Source organism: Arthrobacter sp. 7Tela_A1 (assembly GCF_049311065.1).
Classification (GTDB): Bacteria; Actinomycetota; Actinomycetes; order Actinomycetales; family Micrococcaceae; genus Arthrobacter_B.
Window position 1 is genome coordinate 13,464 of sequence record NZ_JAXIOO010000022.1, and the last position, 17,642, is coordinate 31,105.

General features: G+C 66.6%; 18 protein-coding genes. 11 read left to right on the forward strand and 7 right to left on the reverse strand.

What is annotated here, in order from left to right; translation table 11 throughout:
• The first annotated feature begins 5 nt into the window (after positions 1-5).
• The 3 genes from TVB01_RS10545 to TVB01_RS10555 all read left to right on the forward strand — a co-directional run bounded on the left by TVB01_RS10545 (position 6) and on the right by TVB01_RS10555 (position 4,271).
• The gene (locus TVB01_RS10545; protein WP_422455853.1) at positions 6-3,320 is read left to right on the forward strand and encodes an SNF2-related protein; all 3,315 of its coding nucleotides are present in this window, start codon (positions 6-8) and stop codon (positions 3,318-3,320) included.
• 179 nt (positions 3,321-3,499) lie between these two features.
• A complete protein-coding gene (locus TVB01_RS10550) occupies positions 3,500-3,775 on the forward strand; it encodes a hypothetical protein (RefSeq protein WP_422455854.1) in 276 nt (91 codons plus the stop codon).
• 43 nt (positions 3,776-3,818) lie between these two features.
• Complete coding sequence (locus tag TVB01_RS10555) at positions 3,819-4,271, forward strand: MarR family winged helix-turn-helix transcriptional regulator (protein ID WP_422455855.1); 453 nt, start codon at positions 3,819-3,821, stop codon at positions 4,269-4,271.
• A 32-nt stretch (positions 4,272-4,303) separates the two neighbouring features.
• Here the strand turns inward: TVB01_RS10555 and TVB01_RS10560 are convergent, their stop codons facing one another.
• Positions 4,304-5,962: a thiamine pyrophosphate-binding protein gene (locus TVB01_RS10560; RefSeq protein WP_422455894.1), complete on the reverse strand. Its 1,659-nt coding sequence runs from the start codon at positions 5,960-5,962 to the stop codon at positions 4,304-4,306.
• Positions 5,963-6,150: 188 nt separating this feature from the next.
• Between TVB01_RS10560 and TVB01_RS10565 the strand changes: the two genes are divergently transcribed.
• On the forward strand, positions 6,151-6,948 hold the full coding sequence (locus TVB01_RS10565; RefSeq protein ID WP_422455856.1) for a cyclase family protein: 798 nt from the start codon (positions 6,151-6,153) through the stop codon (positions 6,946-6,948).
• 5 nt (positions 6,949-6,953) lie between these two features.
• On the opposite strand, the gene TVB01_RS10570 is transcribed toward TVB01_RS10565, so the two are convergent.
• The 3 genes from TVB01_RS10570 to TVB01_RS10580 form a co-directional block, all read right to left on the reverse strand.
• Positions 6,954-7,613 (reverse strand): FMN reductase, encoded by a 660-nt coding sequence (locus TVB01_RS10570; protein WP_422455857.1) that lies wholly within the window; start codon positions 7,611-7,613, stop codon positions 6,954-6,956.
• Between the two features lie 85 nt (positions 7,614-7,698).
• Positions 7,699-8,178: a class F sortase gene (locus TVB01_RS10575; protein WP_422455858.1), complete on the reverse strand. Its 480-nt coding sequence runs from the start codon at positions 8,176-8,178 to the stop codon at positions 7,699-7,701.
• Between the two features lie 186 nt (positions 8,179-8,364).
• Positions 8,365-9,144: a hypothetical protein gene (locus tag TVB01_RS10580; protein WP_422455859.1), complete on the reverse strand. Its 780-nt coding sequence runs from the start codon at positions 9,142-9,144 to the stop codon at positions 8,365-8,367.
• A gap of 229 nt (positions 9,145-9,373) precedes the next feature.
• On the opposite strand from TVB01_RS10580, the gene TVB01_RS10585 reads away from it, so the two are divergent.
• From TVB01_RS10585 to TVB01_RS10610, 6 genes are all read left to right on the forward strand, one after another.
• A complete protein-coding gene (locus TVB01_RS10585; protein ID WP_422455861.1) occupies positions 9,374-9,967 on the forward strand; it encodes a sigma-70 family RNA polymerase sigma factor in 594 nt (197 codons plus the stop codon).
• A complete protein-coding gene (locus TVB01_RS10590; protein ID WP_422455862.1) occupies positions 9,964-10,800 on the forward strand; it encodes an anti-sigma factor domain-containing protein in 837 nt (278 codons plus the stop codon). The genes TVB01_RS10585 and TVB01_RS10590 overlap by 4 nt, the downstream gene beginning before the upstream one ends.
• Positions 10,801-10,831: 31 nt before the next feature.
• On the forward strand, positions 10,832-11,422 hold the full coding sequence (locus TVB01_RS10595) for a GNAT family N-acetyltransferase (protein ID WP_422455863.1): 591 nt from the start codon (positions 10,832-10,834) through the stop codon (positions 11,420-11,422).
• An 83-nt stretch (positions 11,423-11,505) separates the two neighbouring features.
• Entirely contained in the window at positions 11,506-12,453 is a 948-nt protein-coding gene (locus tag TVB01_RS10600) for a nucleoside hydrolase (RefSeq protein ID WP_422455864.1), read from the forward strand.
• A complete protein-coding gene (locus tag TVB01_RS10605; protein ID WP_422455865.1) occupies positions 12,450-13,355 on the forward strand; it encodes a ribokinase in 906 nt (301 codons plus the stop codon). The genes TVB01_RS10600 and TVB01_RS10605 overlap by 4 nt, the downstream gene beginning before the upstream one ends.
• Positions 13,356-13,539: 184 nt before the next feature.
• The gene (locus TVB01_RS10610) at positions 13,540-14,073 is read left to right on the forward strand and encodes a hypothetical protein (RefSeq protein WP_422455866.1); all 534 of its coding nucleotides are present in this window, start codon (positions 13,540-13,542) and stop codon (positions 14,071-14,073) included.
• A gap of 88 nt (positions 14,074-14,161) precedes the next feature.
• Here the strand turns inward: TVB01_RS10610 and TVB01_RS10615 are convergent, their stop codons facing one another.
• Positions 14,162-15,829 (reverse strand): FAD-binding dehydrogenase, encoded by a 1,668-nt coding sequence (locus tag TVB01_RS10615; RefSeq protein ID WP_422455867.1) that lies wholly within the window; start codon positions 15,827-15,829, stop codon positions 14,162-14,164.
• Positions 15,830-16,038: 209 nt separating this feature from the next.
• On the opposite strand from TVB01_RS10615, the gene TVB01_RS10620 reads away from it, so the two are divergent.
• On the forward strand, positions 16,039-16,179 hold the full coding sequence (locus TVB01_RS10620) for a hypothetical protein (protein WP_422455868.1): 141 nt from the start codon (positions 16,039-16,041) through the stop codon (positions 16,177-16,179).
• 89 nt (positions 16,180-16,268) lie between these two features.
• Here TVB01_RS10620 and TVB01_RS10625 read toward each other — a convergent pair whose 3' ends face one another.
• Both TVB01_RS10625 and TVB01_RS10630 read right to left on the reverse strand, forming a co-directional pair.
• The gene (locus TVB01_RS10625) at positions 16,269-16,505 is read right to left on the reverse strand and encodes a YegP family protein (RefSeq protein WP_227897607.1); all 237 of its coding nucleotides are present in this window, start codon (positions 16,503-16,505) and stop codon (positions 16,269-16,271) included.
• A 111-nt stretch (positions 16,506-16,616) separates the two neighbouring features.
• On the reverse strand, positions 16,617-17,606 hold the full coding sequence (locus TVB01_RS10630; protein ID WP_422455869.1) for an asparaginase: 990 nt from the start codon (positions 17,604-17,606) through the stop codon (positions 16,617-16,619).
• Positions 17,607-17,642 lie beyond the last annotated feature (36 nt).

Genomic DNA, 17,642 nt, shown 5'->3' on the forward strand with positions numbered 1-17,642 from the left:
AAACCATGCCTGAAACCCTGCCCCTTGTGGATGTCACAGACATCATCCGCGTGGTGGGCGGCACGGCGTTCCAACGCGGCCAGAGCTATGCCAAGGGCGGCGCCGTCGAGAGCCTGGACTGGGATGCGCCGGAAGCTGTCCTGCGGGCACGGGTCCGCGGCCACGCCAGCACGCCGTACCGGACCATGCTGGTGCTTGAGCCCAAACGGCAGGGTGACTACCGGCTGGCAGACAACCATTGCAGCTGCCCCGTCGGCTACGACTGCAAGCACGTGGCGGCGGCGGCTCTGCAGAGCAACACCCAGCACCTCATTGCACGGCAGGAGCTGCGCAGCACCCCGGCCAAACCCGCCGTTCCGGCCTGGCAGGAATCGCTGCAGACCCTGCTTGAGGGCAGTTCCGTTCCCGAGCGGCGACAGATCACGCCGCTCGGACTGCAGTTCGAGCTGCGCAGGCGCGACGGCGGATCCTCCAGTGTGTGGGGACCGCCCGCCCGGCGCGGTTCCCGGGCTCCGGCCTGGCGGCTGGGCGTCCGGCCGGTAGTGCGCAATGCCCGCGGGGCCTGGGTGAAGAACAACCTGGCCTGGACCAACCTTGCCTACCAGACCTACGGACTGAAGCTGGACCCGGAACAGCACCGCTGGTTCTCGCAGTTCCCGGCCTTGCACCGCTCCAACGGTGTGACCTACTTCGGCCAGAACGATTCATGGCTCTACCTGGACGACTTCGCCAATCCCCTGCTGTGGCAACTGCTGGAGGAAGCCCAGCGCCTCGACGTGCAGTTCGTGGGCACCAAAAAGGACATCACCGTCCAGGTGGGGACCGAAGCTGTCCTGGCCCTTGATGTCCGGGCCACGGCCACAGGTGAAACGGGTCCGCTGCAGCTGCTGCCGAGCCTGGAAATCGACGGCCAGCCCTATCCCCTGGACACCGCGGGGGTCATCGGCGCCCACGGACTGTATGTCCGTTCAGCCAACGGCACCATCCTGCTGGCGCCGAGCCCGCGGACCCTGACCGAACAGGACCGGAACCTGCTGGCCGGCAACGCTCCGGTGACCATCCCGGAAGCGGATACCGCCCTGTTCCTGGAGAAGTTCTACCCCAAGCTCCGCCAGGTCCTCCCGGTGGTCAGCAGCGATGAGTCGGTCCAGTTCCCGGAAGTCGAACCGCCGATGCTCGTCCTGACTGCGGCGTTCCAGCCGGGCGATGAACTGACCCTGGGCTGGGACTACGAATACCGGCAGGGCACTGCCTCGTCCCGGATGGCTCTGGACACCCAGCCTTCACCGGGCGACCCGGCCGCACGCGACGTCGGGGCCGAAGCCGCGTTGCTGGAATCCGCTGCGCGGGTGCTGGGAGGTCCCCCGCGCGATACCGTGCTGCACGACATCGACACGGCAGAGTTCAGCGAATACACCATTCCCAAGCTGCAGAAGACGGACGGCATCCGGGTCGAAATCCTCGGTGAACGCCCGGACTACCGCGAACTAACGTCTGCTCCGCAGCTGAAAATCACCACGGTGGAGACTGAACGGCGGGACTGGTTCGACCTGGCCGTCATGATCACGGTGGACGGACGCCAGGTGCCTTTTGCGGACGTGTTCAAGGCGATGGCCAAGGGCAAGACGAAGATCCAGCTGGTGGACAAGACGTACATGTCCCTTGACCGGCCGGAATTCGCCAAACTGCACGCCCTCATCGAGGAAGCCCAGGCACTGCAGGAGTGGGACACCGGCGGACTGTCGATCAGCCGGTACCAGGCTGGCTTGTGGGCCGAACTGGAAGAACTGGCCGAGGAGACCGAGCAGGCGGCTGCGTGGCGTTCGGCCGTCAGCGGCCTGCTGGACCTGGAAACAGTGGACCCGGTACCGCTTCCCGCCGGACTTCAGGCCCAGCTCAGGCCGTACCAGGTGCAGGGCTATAACTGGCTCGCCTTCCTGTGGGAGCACGGGCTGGGCGGCGTGCTCGCCGACGACATGGGCCTGGGCAAGACCCTGCAAACCTTGGCCCTCATTGCCCGGGCCCGCGAAACCCAGGCACAGCCCGGCCCGGAGACCCCCGCGGCCGGGGACGGTCCCGCCCGCAGGCCCTTCCTCGTGGTGGCTCCCACGTCGGTGGTTCCCAACTGGGTCTCCGAAGCGGCCCGCTTCACGCCCGGACTGAAAACGGTCTCCATCGCGGACACCAGCTCCAAGTCCCGCCGCAAACTCGGCGACGTGATCGCAGGGGCGGACATCGTGGTGACGTCCTACGCCGTCTTCCGCCTGGACTTTGCTGCCTACCGCGCCCAGGAATGGGACGGGCTGATCCTGGATGAAGCGCAGTTCGTCAAGAACCGCACTACCCGGGCCAACCAGTGCGCCCGGGAGCTCCCGGCACCGTTCAAGCTGGCGATCACCGGCACCCCAATGGAGAACAACCTCATGGAGCTGTGGTCCATGTTCGCCATCGTGGCGCCCGGGCTGTTCCCCTCCGCACGGAAGTTCGCCGAGGAGTACCAGCGCCGCATCGAAAAGTCCCAGGACCGGGAGCAGCTGGGCCGGCTGCGCCGCCGGATCAAACCGCTGATGCTGCGCCGGACCAAGGAGGCCGTGGCTTCCGATCTTCCGGCCAAGCAGGAACAGGTCCTGGAGGTGGACCTCAGCCCCAAGCACCGCAAGATCTATGAAACGCACCTGCAGCGCGAACGGCAGAAACTGATGGGCCTGCTGCAGGACATGGACCGGAATCGGATGATCGTCTTCCGCTCCCTGACCCTGCTGCGCATGCTCAGCCTTGATGCGTCGCTGGTCGATCCGGAGAACGCCGGCGTCCCCTCGGCCAAGCTGGACGCGTTGTTCGAACAGCTCGAAGACGTCACGGCAGAAGGGCACCGCGCCCTGGTCTTCAGCCAGTTCACGTCCTTCCTCAAACTCGCCGAAGCCCGGCTCCAGGAAGCCGGAATCCCCTACGCGTATCTGGACGGTTCCACCCGCAACCGCGCCGAGGTCATTTCCCGGTTCAAGGACGGCGGAGCCCCGGTCTTCCTGATCAGCCTGAAGGCGGGCGGTTTCGGCCTCAACCTGACCGAGGCCGACTACGTGTTCCTGCTGGACCCCTGGTGGAACCCAGCCACGGAGGCGCAGGCCGTGGACCGCACCCACCGCATCGGCCAGACCCGTTCGGTGATGGTCTACCGGATGGTGGCCCGCGGAACCATCGAGGAAAAAGTCATGGCCCTGAAAGAACAAAAGGCAGCGCTGTTCTCCTCAGTGATGGACGACGACGCCGTGTTCAGTTCAGCGCTGACCGCAGAGGACATCCGGGAACTGCTGCAGTAGCTCCCGTTCCGTGCCACAACGGCCGGTGAAATCCGGCACAGCAAAATGCACGGTTTCCGCACCGCCGCGCGCCTCCCGACCGGCCTGGGCAACTTCTGCACATTGTCGAAATCGATACGGTGGAAAATACTGCAGGGCACTCAGCCCTGACTCAACTGCAGTGTTGCCAAGGAAGGAACATGAGTCTCAAGGAAGCCGTCCGCCCGACGCCGGTGGTGGACACACGCCCGCTGGATACCCCGGTGGACGACACCGATGAGCTGGTCCACGTCTTCTGCACCCCTTGCAAGCGGAGGGCCATGCAGCACGCCCGGCGACCGGTTCCGTACTGCGGCAAGAAAATGCCGAACCGGCCACTCAGGGATGACAACGGCCACCTCCCCGTCTGCGTGGTGTGCGTAGAGCTGGCCCGCTCCGCACCCTGCCCTGCCTGCGGAATGCAGGCCCGCCTCTAGGCTGGCCATTCCCAGCGTCCGGGTTGGTTTGTACAGTGGGGGGATGGCTACCCAGGAACGTCCCATAGGATTTTGGCTCAAACTGGTGGACCAGCTCGTCGATGAGCAGTTCGGCGCGAGCTTCGAGGAGCACGGAGTCACCCGCCTGCAATGGCAGATGATGAATGTGCTCACGAGCGGCCCCGTCACCGAAAAGCAACTGGCTGACCAGCTCCGGCCTTTCTTCCCGCCTGTGGAAACCGGCACCTCGGCCGAGTTGATCGAAGAACTGGCCGACAGCGGTTGGGTGGAAGTGAACGACGGGACCTATGCCCTGACGGACCTTGGCACACGCAGCCTCGAAAACCTGCGCGGCGCCGTCGAGCGGATCCGCGAGCAGCTGACCGCTGAGGTCTCCGAAGAGGAATACGCGGCCCTGGTCACCGTGCTGCAGCGCATGGCTTCCAACCTGGGCTGGGAGGATCGCCCGGACGTTGAGGACACTCCCGGTCTGTAACCCCCTGTACGTCGCCCCGTCAGACGCCGGAATTAGTGGCCCTTGAAGGCCTCAGCCAGCCACCAGGCGCCGCCGTCGTTGGCAATCTTGGCGTCGATGACCAGTGGCGCGTCCCGCGGGCCGGCCAGCCATTCGGTCACGGGCGCCAGGTCGGCGGTGCTGCGTACGGTGATCCCCGCCGCCCCGTAGCCGCGGGCGATGGCCGCGATGTCGATGTCGGGGAAGGTCACGGCAGCCATATCTACGGGCCCGGGCGCTGCACCAAAATGGTGTACTTCGGCACCGTAGGCGGCGTCGTTGTAAACGATCGCAACCAGCGGGAGCCGCAGCCGGACTGCCGTTTCGAGTTCCGAGATGCCCATCAGGAAGCCGCCGTCGCCGGTTCCCAGGACCGGCAGCCGGTCCGGCCTAGCCAGTGCGGCACCTATGGCGGTGGACAAGCCCAGGCCAATGGACTGGAAAGCCTGCGTGAAACAGAACCCGAACTCGTCCGGAACAGTGAGGTGGGTGGAGGGATAGCCCATGAAGTTGCCCGAGTCCACGGAAACCAGGCGCTCCGCGGGCAGCAGCCGGTCCAGTTCCAGCGTCAGCACGCGGGGATCGATCTGCTCCGGCGTGGAAATGTCCTGAACCGCCACGTCCTGCCAGCGCGAACCGGCGGCGATGCGCCCGGCAACAGCGGCTGTCCGGTAGTTTTCGAAGGGCTCCGGACTAACTGCCCGCAGTTCGGAGAGCACATCGGCAGCAGTGACGGCACAGTCTCCCAGCACGCCAAGATGGATGTCGCGGTTCGCTCCCAGCGCCGAGTCCTCCACATCCACCTGCACCACCACGGCGTCGGGATGGATCAGGGAACCGTGGCGCATGGTCCACATATTCAGGGTGCAGCCCCACCCAATGATGAGGTCGGCTTCGCTGATCAGCGCGGCCGTTTCCGGGGTGGAGAAACCGCCGGCGATTCCGAGGCTGAACTCCTCGCCGGCGAAGAGGCCGTTCGCTACGGCGGATGTTGCCAGCAGGGCTCCCGAGTGGGCGGCGAGCCTCTTCAACTCCGGACCGGCCGCCCGGGCGCCCCGTCCAGCCACAAAGACGGGACGCTTCGCGTGGCTGAGGCAGTCGGCCAGTCCGCGGACCAGCACGGCATCGGGCCGGATCCGGCCGCCGGGAAGAACCGGCATCAGCCGGTCCGGCGTCCCGCCCGGTGCCGGCTGGGCCTGGACGTCCAGGGGCACGCTGAGGACCACCGTCCGGCGCTCGTTCTGCGCCGTGCGGAACGCCCGGATCGTATCGGCAACTGCGCTGGCGGCAGAGTGCACCCGCTCCGGAACGGCTCCGAGGCTGCGGGCGAACCCGTCCTGGTCGATCCGGAAGTTCGACCGGACGGCAGCCCCGGCGGCGTCGGCAGTCAGGACGATCATGGGCGTGCGCGACTTCGCGGCTTCGCCGATGCCGGTGGCGGCGTTGGTCAGCCCGCAGCCCTGATGGGTGGTGAGCACGGAGACCAGGCCGGACATTCGGGAGTAGGCATCAGCCATTGTGGCGGCACCGCCCTCATGCCGGCCGGCGGTGAACGGAACGCCGTTCGCTCGCAGGGCATTGGTCAGGTGGAAGTTTCCGCTGCCGACCACACCGAAGGCGTGTCCGGTCCCCAGACGGGCGAGCGTGCTGCCCACCAGTGCGGCGACATTCATCTGGTCCATCCGTGCGGCTCCTGCCTGGGTCTGACGCAACTTCCTACCAAGACTCTAGGATGCGCTTGCAGCAGTCCCAACCGTGCCTGCGTCATGATTCGGCACAGAACTTCGCTTTTGCAGCTCAGGCCGGGGGCGGGCGGTATTCTCAGGCAAACGTTTACGCAACCGCAGGACAGGACCCGAACATGGAGCAGAGCAGCATCAACCCCGGTGTGATCCAGGACTTCCTCGGCGCCCTCGACGGCGGAACGCTGGAGATCCTGGACCTCACGGCACCCCTGAGCAGCGAGATCCCGACCCTGAAGCTGCCGGATCCCTTTGTGAACCTGATCGACTTCAGCCTCGAAGAGGTCAGTGCCTTCAATGAGCCCGGCCCGTTCTGGAAGCACCACAACATCCATACCGGTGAACACATCGGCACTCACGTGGACGCGCCGTCGCACTGGGTCACGGGACGCGACGGCGACGACGTGTCCGAGATCCCGGTTCAACGCCTGACCGGTCCCGCCGTCGTCCTGGACTTCAGCGCCGAAGCCACGGCGGACCCCGATTTCCTGGTGGAGCCGGAACACATCAAGGCGTGGGAAGCGGAGCATGGAGCACTGCCCGACGGCGGCTGGCTGCTGCTGCGCACGGGCTGGGACAAATTCGTGGACGACGCCGATGCCTTCCTGAACATGGACGAGACCGGTTCGCACACGCCGGGGATTTCCGCGGCGTGCGCCAAGTGGCTGGCGGAGGAAACCCCGATCGCCGGGCTGGGCGTTGAAACGGTGGGGATCGATGCCGGCAATGCCGGCGCGTTCGACCCACCGTTCCCTGCCCATTACTACCTGCTGGGCAACAACAAGTACGGGGTGACGTTGCTGCAGAACTTGGCGAAGCTGCCGGCCACCGGCGCCATGGTGGTGGTGTCACCGCTGAAGATCGTGGGCGGCACGGCCAGCCCGGCACGCGTCCTGGCGTTCGTGGAACGGTCCTAGCAGCCCTACCGCCGCTGGGTCTGGGCCAGCAGCTCCTCGAACGGCAGCGATTCCATCGAGCCGTGCACCGCAGTGCGGCCCGGCGCTGCGGGAGCAGCCTCCTGCTGCAGTCCAGTGCCGCCGCGCAGCAGTCCGGCCAGTTCCGCGCCGGCCTGCCGCACCCGCTGGTCCAACCCTGCAGCTCCGGCAGCGCCGGCGCCCCAGTCTTCCGGAGCGGCATAGACAGCGGTGGGGGCAACCCGGGCCCGCAGGTACGCGAAAAGCGGCCGCATGGCGAAGTCCAGCACCATGGAATGCCGCGAACTGCCGCCCGTTGCTCCGATGAGCACGGGCTTGCCGTCCAGTGCGTCCTTGTCGAGCACATCGAAGAAGGACTTGAAAAGCCCGGAGACCGACGCCGTAAACACCGGTGTCACCGCAATCAGCGCATCGGCGTCGATCACTTCGTTGAGCATCGCCTCCAGCTTGGGCGGAGCGTACCCGGCGACCATCGCGTTCGCGATGTCCACCGCATATTCGCGCAGCTCGTAGGTGGTAACGGCAGCCCCGGCCCCGCTTTCCTCCAGCGCGTCGTGGGCCGCAGCCCCCAGCTGGTCGGCCAGCATGCGGCTGGACGAGGGCACGCCCAGCCCTGCGGTGATGATGACGATCCTGCGCTCGGCCACGACGGCACCTCTCTCAAACCGGAATAGATACATGTAATTGCATCTATCCTCCCAACGAGGTGCTCCCCCGGGTTATTCCCGGCGCCTAGCCTCCCGCGGAACGCTCCTTGGCGTACACCACGTAGTTGTCATCAAATTCGCCGGTCGCCGGGTCGTAGCCGTCACAGGTGATCAGCCGCAGCTCCGCCCCATCGGTGTTTCCGTAGACCTCAAGCGTGGGGAAGTTGTCCTTCCCGTACTGCTCGCCGCGGTCGACGGTGAAAACGGCTGTGGTACCGTCGTCGCGCCCTACCTCTATGAGGTCACCGGGCTTCAGCGACCTCAGGTCGGCGAAGACACCCGGACCTCCTCCAGTAGCGTTCACGTGCCCCAGGAGCACCGCGGGACCGTGCTGGCCGGGCGCCGGTGAACCGGTGTACCAGCTTGCCGGAGATCCCGGAGGTTCCGGCGGCACGTCAAGGGTGCCGTCCTCCCGCAGCCCCAAATGGAGCAGCTCGGACTCCGTGCCGGTGGCTGGGATCCGGAGGCTCTGTGGAAGCGCAGGGTCTTCCACCGGCGCCGGCACCGCACTGGATGATGACGGCGCCTGCTGCGGTCCAGGCGCTTCCGCAGCCGCCGGCGCCGACGTACCAGCAGCCGGGGGACTGTCCCCGCCAGGGCTGCCAGCGCAACCCACGACAAGAAGCACGGCAGCCGCCGCGCAGAGAAGGCTCCCTGCGCGGCGGCTGGTCGCAGAGCGGACCACCATGGCTTAGGAACGGGCACGGCGGCCGGCAACCGCTGTGCCTCCCAAGACAAGTGCCGCCAGGCCAACACCAGCCGCAGCGATGGTCATCCCGGCAGAGTCAGCAGCGGTCGCTGCCTCAACACCGGTGTCAGCTGCCCCATCCGGCATGGCACCCATCTGGGAGGCAACCAGCGTTCCGCACGCAGCGGGAAGGGTTGCCGCAGCAGGCAGCGACGGGTCCAGGTCCGACATCTTCGCGGAAGCGGCAGCTGGCATCCGCGTGGGATCCACACCATGGACCACAACGACGGCGGAGCCGTCCTTCAGTGATGCAGCTGTCTCAGGTGTGAGCTCGAGCGTCCGCTCGTAGGTATAGGACGATCCTCCCGGAAAACGTTCCACGGCAAGGGCAGAATCCGCACTGGTATCACCGGTGGTGGTCAGCGAGGTGCCAATGTGTCCGTAGAACGGGTGGCCCTCGGTGGTGTTGACGACGCCGTCGCCATCCGTGTCCGCTTCAGGCCCGGGGCACGTGCCTTGGGCAGCAATGTGGATGTGCTGGGCATGCGGGAACGGTCCGTCCATGAAGGTTTCAGCAGCGCCGGCGACGTTGAGCGTGACGGTTGCTTCCATGCCGTGCACGTCCACCATCGCCTGCCCGGTGGTCCCGGAATTGTTCATGGTGCCAAGGGTGGCCTGGTTGGACCAGGAGTCCTCACCGTGGGCAAGGGCGGGGGTGGAAGTGAGGGCCAGCGTTCCCAGTGCCAGGGCCGGAACGGCCAGCAGTCGCATCTTCGTGTTCATGGTGAACTCCTTGTTGAGACGGTTCGCACGGTGGTGCGGGTACACAAGGGATTCGGAGCCGATCGGCCGCCGGATGGGTGGTGGGCCAAGAAACTTTTGCCATCCATGGCATCCGCCGACGAGTCCGCGACGAATACCAAGCATGCTGGAGAGAGTTGTGGCAGAGTACATCCCGAGAACACCCGCCCCCTCGCCGGGGAGCCGCCGAAGGGATGCCCAGTGGGAGCCGATGACTGATCCGGATACCGGCCAAAGGCAATCCCAAGGCCCCGCCGATCCCGCCGGACTGGCAGCTCTGGTGCAGCGCAGCAGCGGCGGAGACGAGGCCGCCTTCGCTGCACTGTATGACGCGACCTCCGCCACGGTGTACGGCTTGGCACTTCGGGTGACCCGTTCCCCGGAGCTCGCTGCCGAGGTCACCCAGGAGGCCTACCTCATGGCCTGGCAGCAGTCTCCGAGCTACGCGCCGGACCGCGGCACCGTGCTGGGCTGGCTCTGCACGTTTGCGCACCGTCGTTCCGTGGACAGGATTCGCCAGGTGGTTCGGGAACGGGACCGGGAAGAGGCCTACGAGCGCCGCCGCACGGCCATCTCGCCGGACCAGACCTGGCAGGAAGTGGAGGAGGCGATGGACGTGACAGAGGTTCGTGCCGGACTGACCTCCTTGACGCCGCTTCAACGTGAAGCAGTCGGACTGGCCTACTATCAGGGATGCACATACCAAGAGGTCGCCCGGCACCTTGATATACCTTTGGGCACCGCCAAGGCCAGGATCCGGGACGGCTTGAGCAGCCTGCGGAGCGCATTGGGGGGACAGCCATGAAACACGCGTACGACGAAGACGGCGCCGGTACCGGCGACCCCCATGAGCTGGCTGCCCTGTATGCAGTGGACGCTTTGGAACCCGCGGAACGCACCAACTTTGAAGGACACCTCCTGCGGTGCCCGCGGTGCCGGGAAGAGGTGGCAGGCTATGCCGACGCCGGTGCGCAGCTGGCGGCGGCCACGGCTTCCGCGCCGCCTCCCGCGCTGCGCACTTCCGTCCTGGCCGCCATCCACGGCACCCGGCCCGGAGATGTTCCCGCTTCAGGGAAAGCGCCGGAGGATGTAACTGGTCAGGCACCCGCTGATGCTCCCGCGGCGCCCAGCCGGGACGAGCATGCCGCCGGGGTTGCATCGCTCGACGAGCGGCGGCGCCGCCGGAACAGGCGGCTGCTTGCCGCTGCTGCGGCAGCCGTCCTTGTCCCGGGGATCGCCTTCGCCGGCTGGAGCCTCGGAGCCCAGCAGGAACGCCAGGAGCAGCAACAGGCCGCGGATCAGGAACAGGACCGGGAGAACCAGCTGCTCGCAGCACCGGACGTTACCGCCCGCACCCTCGACGTCAACGGCCAGCCAGCAACCCTGGTGTACTCCCGGGAACAGGGCCGTGCACTCTTTATCTCGGCCGCCCTCCCGGACCCCGGAGAGGGCCAGGAGTATCAGCTGTGGCTGCTCGAAGACGGCACCGCACTGCCGGACGTGCGGTTCTCCGGCGGAACCGTGCGGACGTGGCTGACCGGTGACCTGGCATCTGCCGGCGGCGCTGCACTGACCGCTGAGCCCGAAGGAGGGTCCGCTGCCCCCACATATCCGCTGCTCGCCGCCGTCGAGCTTTAGGCGCGGACTGCAGGGACCCTAGGATGTGCCCATGAGCTTCTCCACGCCCGTTACTCTGCAAGGCCACACCGTACGGCTTGAACCGCTGGAGGAGGCCCACGTTCCCGGCCTGATTGAGGCGGTCGAAGACGGGGAACTCTGGAAGCTTTGGTACACCCGGATCCCCGCTCCGGTGGGCATGGCCGCGGAGGTCCAGGCGCGGCTGGCGCACCAGGCAGCCGGAACCATGGCACCGTGGGCGATCCGCCGGCTGGACACCGGCAAGCTCTGCGGCATGACCACGTACATGAACATCAAGGCCGAGCACCGCCGGCTGGAGATCGGTTCCACCTGGCTTGCCGAAAGTGCACAGCGGACCTCCATCAATGCCGAGACCAAATACCTGCTGCTCAGACGGGCCTTTGAAGAACTCGACTGCATCGCGGTGGAGTTCCGGACGCACTGGCACAACCACGCGTCCCGGGCCGCCATCGCCCGGCTGGGAGCCAAACAGGACGGAGTGCTGCGCAGCAACGAACTGTGGGTGGACGGTTCCCGGCGCGACGTCGTCGTCTTCTCTGTCCTGGACAGCGAATGGCCCTCGGTCCGGCTCGGCTTGCTGCACCGGCTCGCCACACGCTGACCGCAGCGCAGTTCCCTATGATTGAGGGCAGACCCGGTGCCCATTGAGGCGCCCCGCACCGAAAGACATGAGCACCACTAGCTATGCCGCAAAAGATCATCCTGGACTGCGATCCCGGCCACGACGATGCCATTGCCCTCCTGCTGGCGCACGGAAACCCGGAGATCGAACTCCTGGCCGTGACCACGGTGATGGGCAACCAGACCTTGGAGAAGGTCACGCATAATGCGCTTTCCGTGGCCCGCGTCGCCGGCATCACCGATGTGCCGTTCGCTGCCGGCTGCGCCCGTCCGCTGGTCCGCACGGTGGAAACCGCACCGGACATCCACGGAGAATCGGGGCTGGACGGGCCGGTCCTTCCCGAGCCGGCCATCGAGCTCGATTCCCGGCATGCAGTGGACCTGATCATCGACACGGTGATGTCCCACGAGCCCGGAACCGTCACCCTGGTGCCCACCGGCGCGCTCACCAACATTGCCTTGGCAGTCCGCAAGGAACCGCGGATCGCCGAGCGGGTGAAGGAGGTCGTGCTGATGGGCGGCGGCTACCACACCGGCAACTGGTCGGCTGTGGCAGAGTTCAACATCATCATCGACCCCGAAGCCGCCCACATTGTCTTCCATGAGAAGTGGCCCCTGACGATGGTTGGGCTGGACCTGACGCACCAGGCTCTCGCGACCGACGACGTCGTGCAGCGGATTGCAGCAGTCGGCACCGCTCCGGCCACGTTCGTCGGAGAACTGCTCGAATTCTTCCGCACGTCCTACCGCGACGCGCAGGGCTTTGACGCTCCTCCCGTGCACGATCCCTGTGCCGTGGCCCTGGTGATTGACCCCAAGGTCATGACCACCCGCCGGGTTCCGCTCGATGTCGAACTGACCGGCACCAAGACCCTCGGCATGACGGTGGCCGATTTCCGGGCGCCGGCACCCGCTGGCTGCACGACGTCGGTGGCCATGGACCTTGACCACGAACGGTTCTGGGACCTGGTGGTCGACGCCCTCGAACGAATCGGGGAGGTCCAGGCGTGAGCGGGCACAAGGTTGTGGTGGTCGGCTCGCTCAATGCCGACCTGACGGTACGCACCAAACGGTTCCCCCAGCCCGGTGAAACCCTCGCCGGTTCGGAACTGGTGATCGTTCCCGGCGGCAAAAGCGCCAACCAAGCGGCTGCCGCGGCGATCCTGGGTGCCGACGTCGTGCTCTGCGGCGCGGTTGGTGCCGATGGTCACGGCGACCTGCTGCTGGAAGCGGCTGCCGGCGCCGGAGTGGACACCTCGGCAGTTGTCCGCCGGGAAGGGACCGCTACCGGGACGGCCATGATCGTGGTCGATGCTGCCGGCGAGAACACCATCATCGTCTCTCCCGGAGCCAACGGGACCCTCCGGGGAAGTGATCTGCCTGTGTCCCTCTTCACCGACGCTGCGGTGCTGTGCCTCAGCCTGGAAGTGCCGCTCGAAACGGTCCTGGGCGCAGCTGAGAGCGCTCATGCAGCCGGAGCGCAGGTTCTGCTGAACCTCTCCCCCTACCAGGACGTTCCGCGGAAGCTGCTTGCCCTGACCGACGTCCTGCTGGTGAATGTCCATGAGGCGGGCCAGCTCAGCGGTATCGCCGATCCTGCAGCCGACTGGACCGCGGTAACCCAGTCCCTGGCCGCACGCGGCATCGGCCGCGCCGTGGTCACCCTCGGAGCCGGCGGTTCGGTAGTCCTGGATCCGTCCTCCGATCCTGCCGTGCAGGCGATCCCGGCGACGCCCGTGGATGCCGTGGATACCACCGGCTGCGGCGATGCCTTCACTGCAGGCGTGGCCGCGCGCCTGGCCCGCGGCAGCACCCTCGCCGAGGCCGCGGCGTTCGCATCCCGTGCCGCCGCCCTGGCCGCGGCCGGACCCGGCGCGCAGACTTCCTACCCGGCGCTGGCAACACTGAACTAGTCCTTCCGGAGCAGGTTGAAATAACCCCTACTGGGATGATTTCGCGGAAATTCACCCGTAGTGGGGAGGCAGAAGTGACGGATGATAACTATGCTGTCTTCTGTCCTACGCCGCCGGCGGTCCCAGCAGCCATCGGCACGCACCCGCATCGCAGAACATTCTGAGGGGAAAAATGTCCGAGCAAATGCCTCCGGCAAACAACTACAGCTACAACGCGTACTCAAGCGGCCAGACACCGGCAGCGCCGCCGGCACCGGTTCGCCCCAAGCAGGTAGACCTGGGCTTCTGGCTCCTGATTGCCGCTGCGGCACTGTCCGTCATTAGCATTCCGGTTGGCCTTGCGTGGCTGAACTCCACCGATTACCAGGACCAGGTCCTCGGTACCGGCATCACCCAGTCGGATCTGGACGCCATCATCTCGATCACAATCGTGACCACCATCTTCTTCGCCGTCATCAGCATCGCGATCTCGCTCCTGGTAGCACTATTCATCCGCAAGGGCCACAACTGGGCGCGCATCGTAGCGACCGTTTTCGCCGTGCTCGGCCTGATCAACCTCACCGGTGCCGGCGCGGGCGGATTGGTAGCCGTGACCACCATCCTCGGTGTGCTGCTGCCCGTTGCCGCGGTCATCCTGCTGTGGATGAAGCCCTCCACGGAGTTCTTCAACGCTTCGAAGGCTTACCGGCAGTTCAAGAAGTTCAACCCGGGGGCATAGTCCCAACTTGAACGCAGAACACCGGGGCCGGTTCCGCAGCTGCGGCCCCGGCCCCGGTTCCGTTTAACGGTTCCTTGCGCCGCGGTTCTCAGCCCGCGGCCGCCCGCCCGGCGGCACGCCCGCTGAAGAGGCACCCGCCCAGGAACGTACCCTCGAGGGAGCGGTACCCATGCATCCCCCCGCCGCCGAAGCCGGCAGCTTCGCCGGCGGCAAACAGGCCCGGAACAGGTGCACCGTTGGCGCCCAGCACCTGACTGTCCAGGTCTGTTTCGAGACCGCCCAGGGTCTTGCGGGTGAGGACGGAGAGCCGCACTGCGATCAGCGGCCCGTCTTTGGGGTCCAGGATGGGCCGCGGAGTGGCAGTGCGGATCAGCCGGTCCCCCAGATAGGTGCGCGCGCCGCGGATCGCGGTCACCTGCGCATCCTTGCTGAAGGGGTTGGCGATCTCCCGGTCCCGGGCCTGCAGTTCCGCCAGGACCGACTCGGCGGAAAGCACCGGCGCCCGTCCGTCGGTGGCGGACTTGGCGAGGGTGTTCATGGCGGCCACCAGGTCCGGCACGCTGGTGGCGGTGATGAAGTCTTCCCCATGGTCCAGGAACTTCTGGACCGGACCGGGCACGCCCGCGGTGGCCCGCTTGAGGACGTCGCGGACAGACTTGCCGGTCAGGTCCGGGTTCTGCTCCGACCCCGAGAGCGCGAATTCCTTGCGGATGATGGCTTTGTTCAGCACAAACCAGCTGTAGTCGAAACCGGTGCTGCGCAGATGCTCCAGCGTCCCCAGGGTGTCGAAACCCGGGTACAGCGGACCGGGCAGCCGGTTTCCCGCAGCGTCAAGCCAGAGGGAGGACGGGCCCGGCAGGATCCGGATACCGTGGTTGGGCCACACCGGATTCCAATTCTTGATGCCTTCCACGTAATGCCACATCCGGTCCGGATTGATGACCCGCCCGCCGGCACCTTGAGCGGCTTGGATTCCCCGCCCGTCAACATGCTGGGGCACACCGCTGAGCATCGTCGCGGGTGGCATCCCGAGCCGCGCCGGCCAGGCATCCCGCACCAGGCCGTGGTCGCCCCCAATGCCGCCGGTCGTCACGACGACGGCGCCCGCCGAAAACTCGAACTCCCCCACCACACCGCGGGAGGCCAGACGGCCGCGCGGCGTCGTCGTCCGTTCCAGGATGCTGCCGCGGATACCGGCCACCGTGCCGGCGCTGGTGACGAGGGACTCCATCCGGTGGTCGCAGGCAAGGCGGACCAGGCCGCGGGCGACGCCGTCGCGCACCTTGGCCTCAAACGGTGCGGTGACGCCGGGGCCGGTCCCCCAGGCGATGTGGAACCTGGGCACGGAGTTGCCGGGGCCCGTGGCGCCGTAGCCGCCGCGCTCAGCCCAGCCCACTACCGGGAAGAAACGGTGGCCCATCTGATGCAGCCAGGAACGCTTCTCTCCCGCCGCGAAGTTCACGTACGCCTCCGCCCAGCGCCGCGGCCAGTAGTCCTCCTCGCGGTCGAAGCCGGCCGTCCCCAGCCAGTCCTGCCAGGCCAGTTCCACGGAATCCTTGACCCGGAGCCGTCGCTGTTCGGGCGAGTCCACCAGGAACAGCCCGCCGAAGGACCACCAGGCTTGGCCGCCCAGGCTCTGTTCGCCTTCCTGCTCCACGAGGAGCACGGAGCGTCCTGCGTCCACCAGTTCGGCCGTCGCTACCAGGCCCGCCAGCCCGGCCCCCACCACAATGACATCTGCGTCTTTTGGCTGCATCCGGCAAACGCTACCGGCAGGTACGCTCTCCTGCCTAGGGGCGGGCCGGGCGCGTGCGACAGCCCCGGGACGGGCTGCGCTCCCCTGAGGGCCTGTCGCAAGCGCCCGGCGATTCCTAGACTGGAACACATCGGCCATCCGGCCAGCGCCGGCATTGACGGGAAGCTGCCGCCACCACCGGACGCGCTTTACCGAGGATGGAGGAACTCATGAGCACGAATCCGCACGATGAGGAACGCACCCATAACGAGAGCCCGGCGGAAGGTGACACGAACGTCGATCCGGGAGCCGGACAGGAAAGGCCGCAGCAGCCGGCCGAAGGTGAAGACGAGGACCCGCAGGGCACATGACCTGCAAGGTTAAAGAGTAAAAGCCTTCCGTTCCCGGCGTGTGGGGCGCCGGGGACGAAAGGCCCGAAAGCACTAAATCAGCGGCGAACCTACGAAGCTTTCGCCGTACCGCTGTTCCTGTTCGCGTCAGCTATAACGTCGGCATCCTTGCTGTGGTCCACCACTGGCCCGGTTCCGGCAATCTCACGCAGCTGCTCAATCCCCGCCGCAGCAGCTTCCTTCGTAGGAAACATTGCGGAGACTGCCATCAGTGCTCCGTCACCGGAAATGAGCTTGATCCGGAATGCGCCGTCGTGGGCGTCCACCAGCTTGAAGTAGCCCGACATCTCTTACCTCCTTGTAAGGGGTACCTTCAGTGCGATTAATGGTAAGTCGGCTGACGAGTTTTCGTACCCCCTCCCGGACAACTTTGGCCGCCGATGCGTGATCGAGATCTTTTACCCTCCGCCTTGACCTCCGCGGGATGCCCCCGTGGTGAGCGCCTGCAGGATTTCGTCCTGGGTAGCGGGCAGGGAGGTCAGCAAGGCCGCGAGCATTCGCGCCTGGGACGGACCCAGGTCTCCGCCCGGGATGGCACCGGCCCGGACCAGGCTCACTCCCCCGCCGGCACCGTAGGCGGGAACAACACCTCCCGCCGGCACCCGGCTGCACAAAATCACCGGGCATCCGGCGTGTACTGCGTCCTGGACTGCTTCGGTGAAACCGGCTCCGGCGTTTCCTGTGCCGGTCCCGGCCAGTACGACGGCGTTGGCTCCGGAGCGCACGGCGTAGGAAAACAGCTCCGGCGTGGTTCCCAGGGCGCACTCGATGATCTCAACCCGGGCATTGTCAAAGTCTTCGCCCGGAAGCGGGAGGGGCGCCTGCCGGACCGGCAGGGCTGTGACGTGCAGCGTTCCCGCCACAAAATGCGCCACCGGAACACCTCCGCCGAAGGGGCTCTCCGCCAAGGTGTGCAGCTTCCGGGTTCCGCGTGCGGCAAGAATCTGCCCCGCAAAGCAGATCAGGACCCCGCAGCCCCGCAACCGGGGAGCCGCTGCTGCCGTGACGGCGTCCTCAAGGTTGCCGGGACCGTCTGCCACCTTGCTGTCCGCGGGCCGTTGGGCGCCGGTAAAGACCACGGGTTTGGGCGATTCGTGCACAAGGTCCAGCAGGAAGGCTGTCTCTTCCATGGTGTCCGTGCCGTGCGTGACGACGACGCCGTCCACGCCATCGTCCGCGACCGCAGCGTGGACCGCCTCCGCGATCAACCGAATGTCCCCCAGTCGCAGCTGGTAGCTGTTGGCGTTGGTGACGTCCTGCGTCGAGTAGCTGTGTCGACCGGAGAGCCCGGCCGCCAGTTTCTCGGCACGTTCCGCGGAGGACGCTCCGTCCTGTCCGGATCTCGAGGCGATGGTTCCTCCGGTCGCCAAAATCCTGATGTGGGCCATTGAACCGCTGTCCTCTCGCCGGCATCACTACAGCCA

Coding starts and splice junctions, on each gene's coding strand:
- TVB01_RS10545 (WP_422455853.1), top strand. CDS start 6: ATGCCTGAAACCCTGCCCCTTGTGGATGTCACAGACATCATCCGCGTG.
- TVB01_RS10550 (WP_422455854.1), top strand. CDS start 3,500: ATGAGTCTCAAGGAAGCCGTCCGCCCGACGCCGGTGGTGGACACACGC.
- TVB01_RS10555 (WP_422455855.1), top strand. CDS start 3,819: ATGGCTACCCAGGAACGTCCCATAGGATTTTGGCTCAAACTGGTGGAC.
- TVB01_RS10560 (WP_422455894.1), bottom strand. CDS start 5,962: ATGAATGTCGCCGCACTGGTGGGCAGCACGCTCGCCCGTCTGGGGACC.
- TVB01_RS10565 (WP_422455856.1), top strand. CDS start 6,151: ATGGAGCAGAGCAGCATCAACCCCGGTGTGATCCAGGACTTCCTCGGC.
- TVB01_RS10580 (WP_422455859.1), bottom strand. CDS start 9,144: ATGAACACGAAGATGCGACTGCTGGCCGTTCCGGCCCTGGCACTGGGA.
- TVB01_RS10585 (WP_422455861.1), top strand. CDS start 9,374: ATGACTGATCCGGATACCGGCCAAAGGCAATCCCAAGGCCCCGCCGAT.
- TVB01_RS10590 (WP_422455862.1), top strand. CDS start 9,964: ATGAAACACGCGTACGACGAAGACGGCGCCGGTACCGGCGACCCCCAT.
- TVB01_RS10595 (WP_422455863.1), top strand. CDS start 10,832: ATGAGCTTCTCCACGCCCGTTACTCTGCAAGGCCACACCGTACGGCTT.
- TVB01_RS10600 (WP_422455864.1), top strand. CDS start 11,506: ATGCCGCAAAAGATCATCCTGGACTGCGATCCCGGCCACGACGATGCC.
- TVB01_RS10610 (WP_422455866.1), top strand. CDS start 13,540: ATGCCTCCGGCAAACAACTACAGCTACAACGCGTACTCAAGCGGCCAG.
- TVB01_RS10615 (WP_422455867.1), bottom strand. CDS start 15,829: ATGCAGCCAAAAGACGCAGATGTCATTGTGGTGGGGGCCGGGCTGGCG.
- TVB01_RS10620 (WP_422455868.1), top strand. CDS start 16,039: ATGAGCACGAATCCGCACGATGAGGAACGCACCCATAACGAGAGCCCG.
- TVB01_RS10625 (WP_227897607.1), bottom strand. CDS start 16,505: ATGTCGGGCTACTTCAAGCTGGTGGACGCCCACGACGGCGCATTCCGG.
- TVB01_RS10630 (WP_422455869.1), bottom strand. CDS start 17,606: ATGGCCCACATCAGGATTTTGGCGACCGGAGGAACCATCGCCTCGAGA.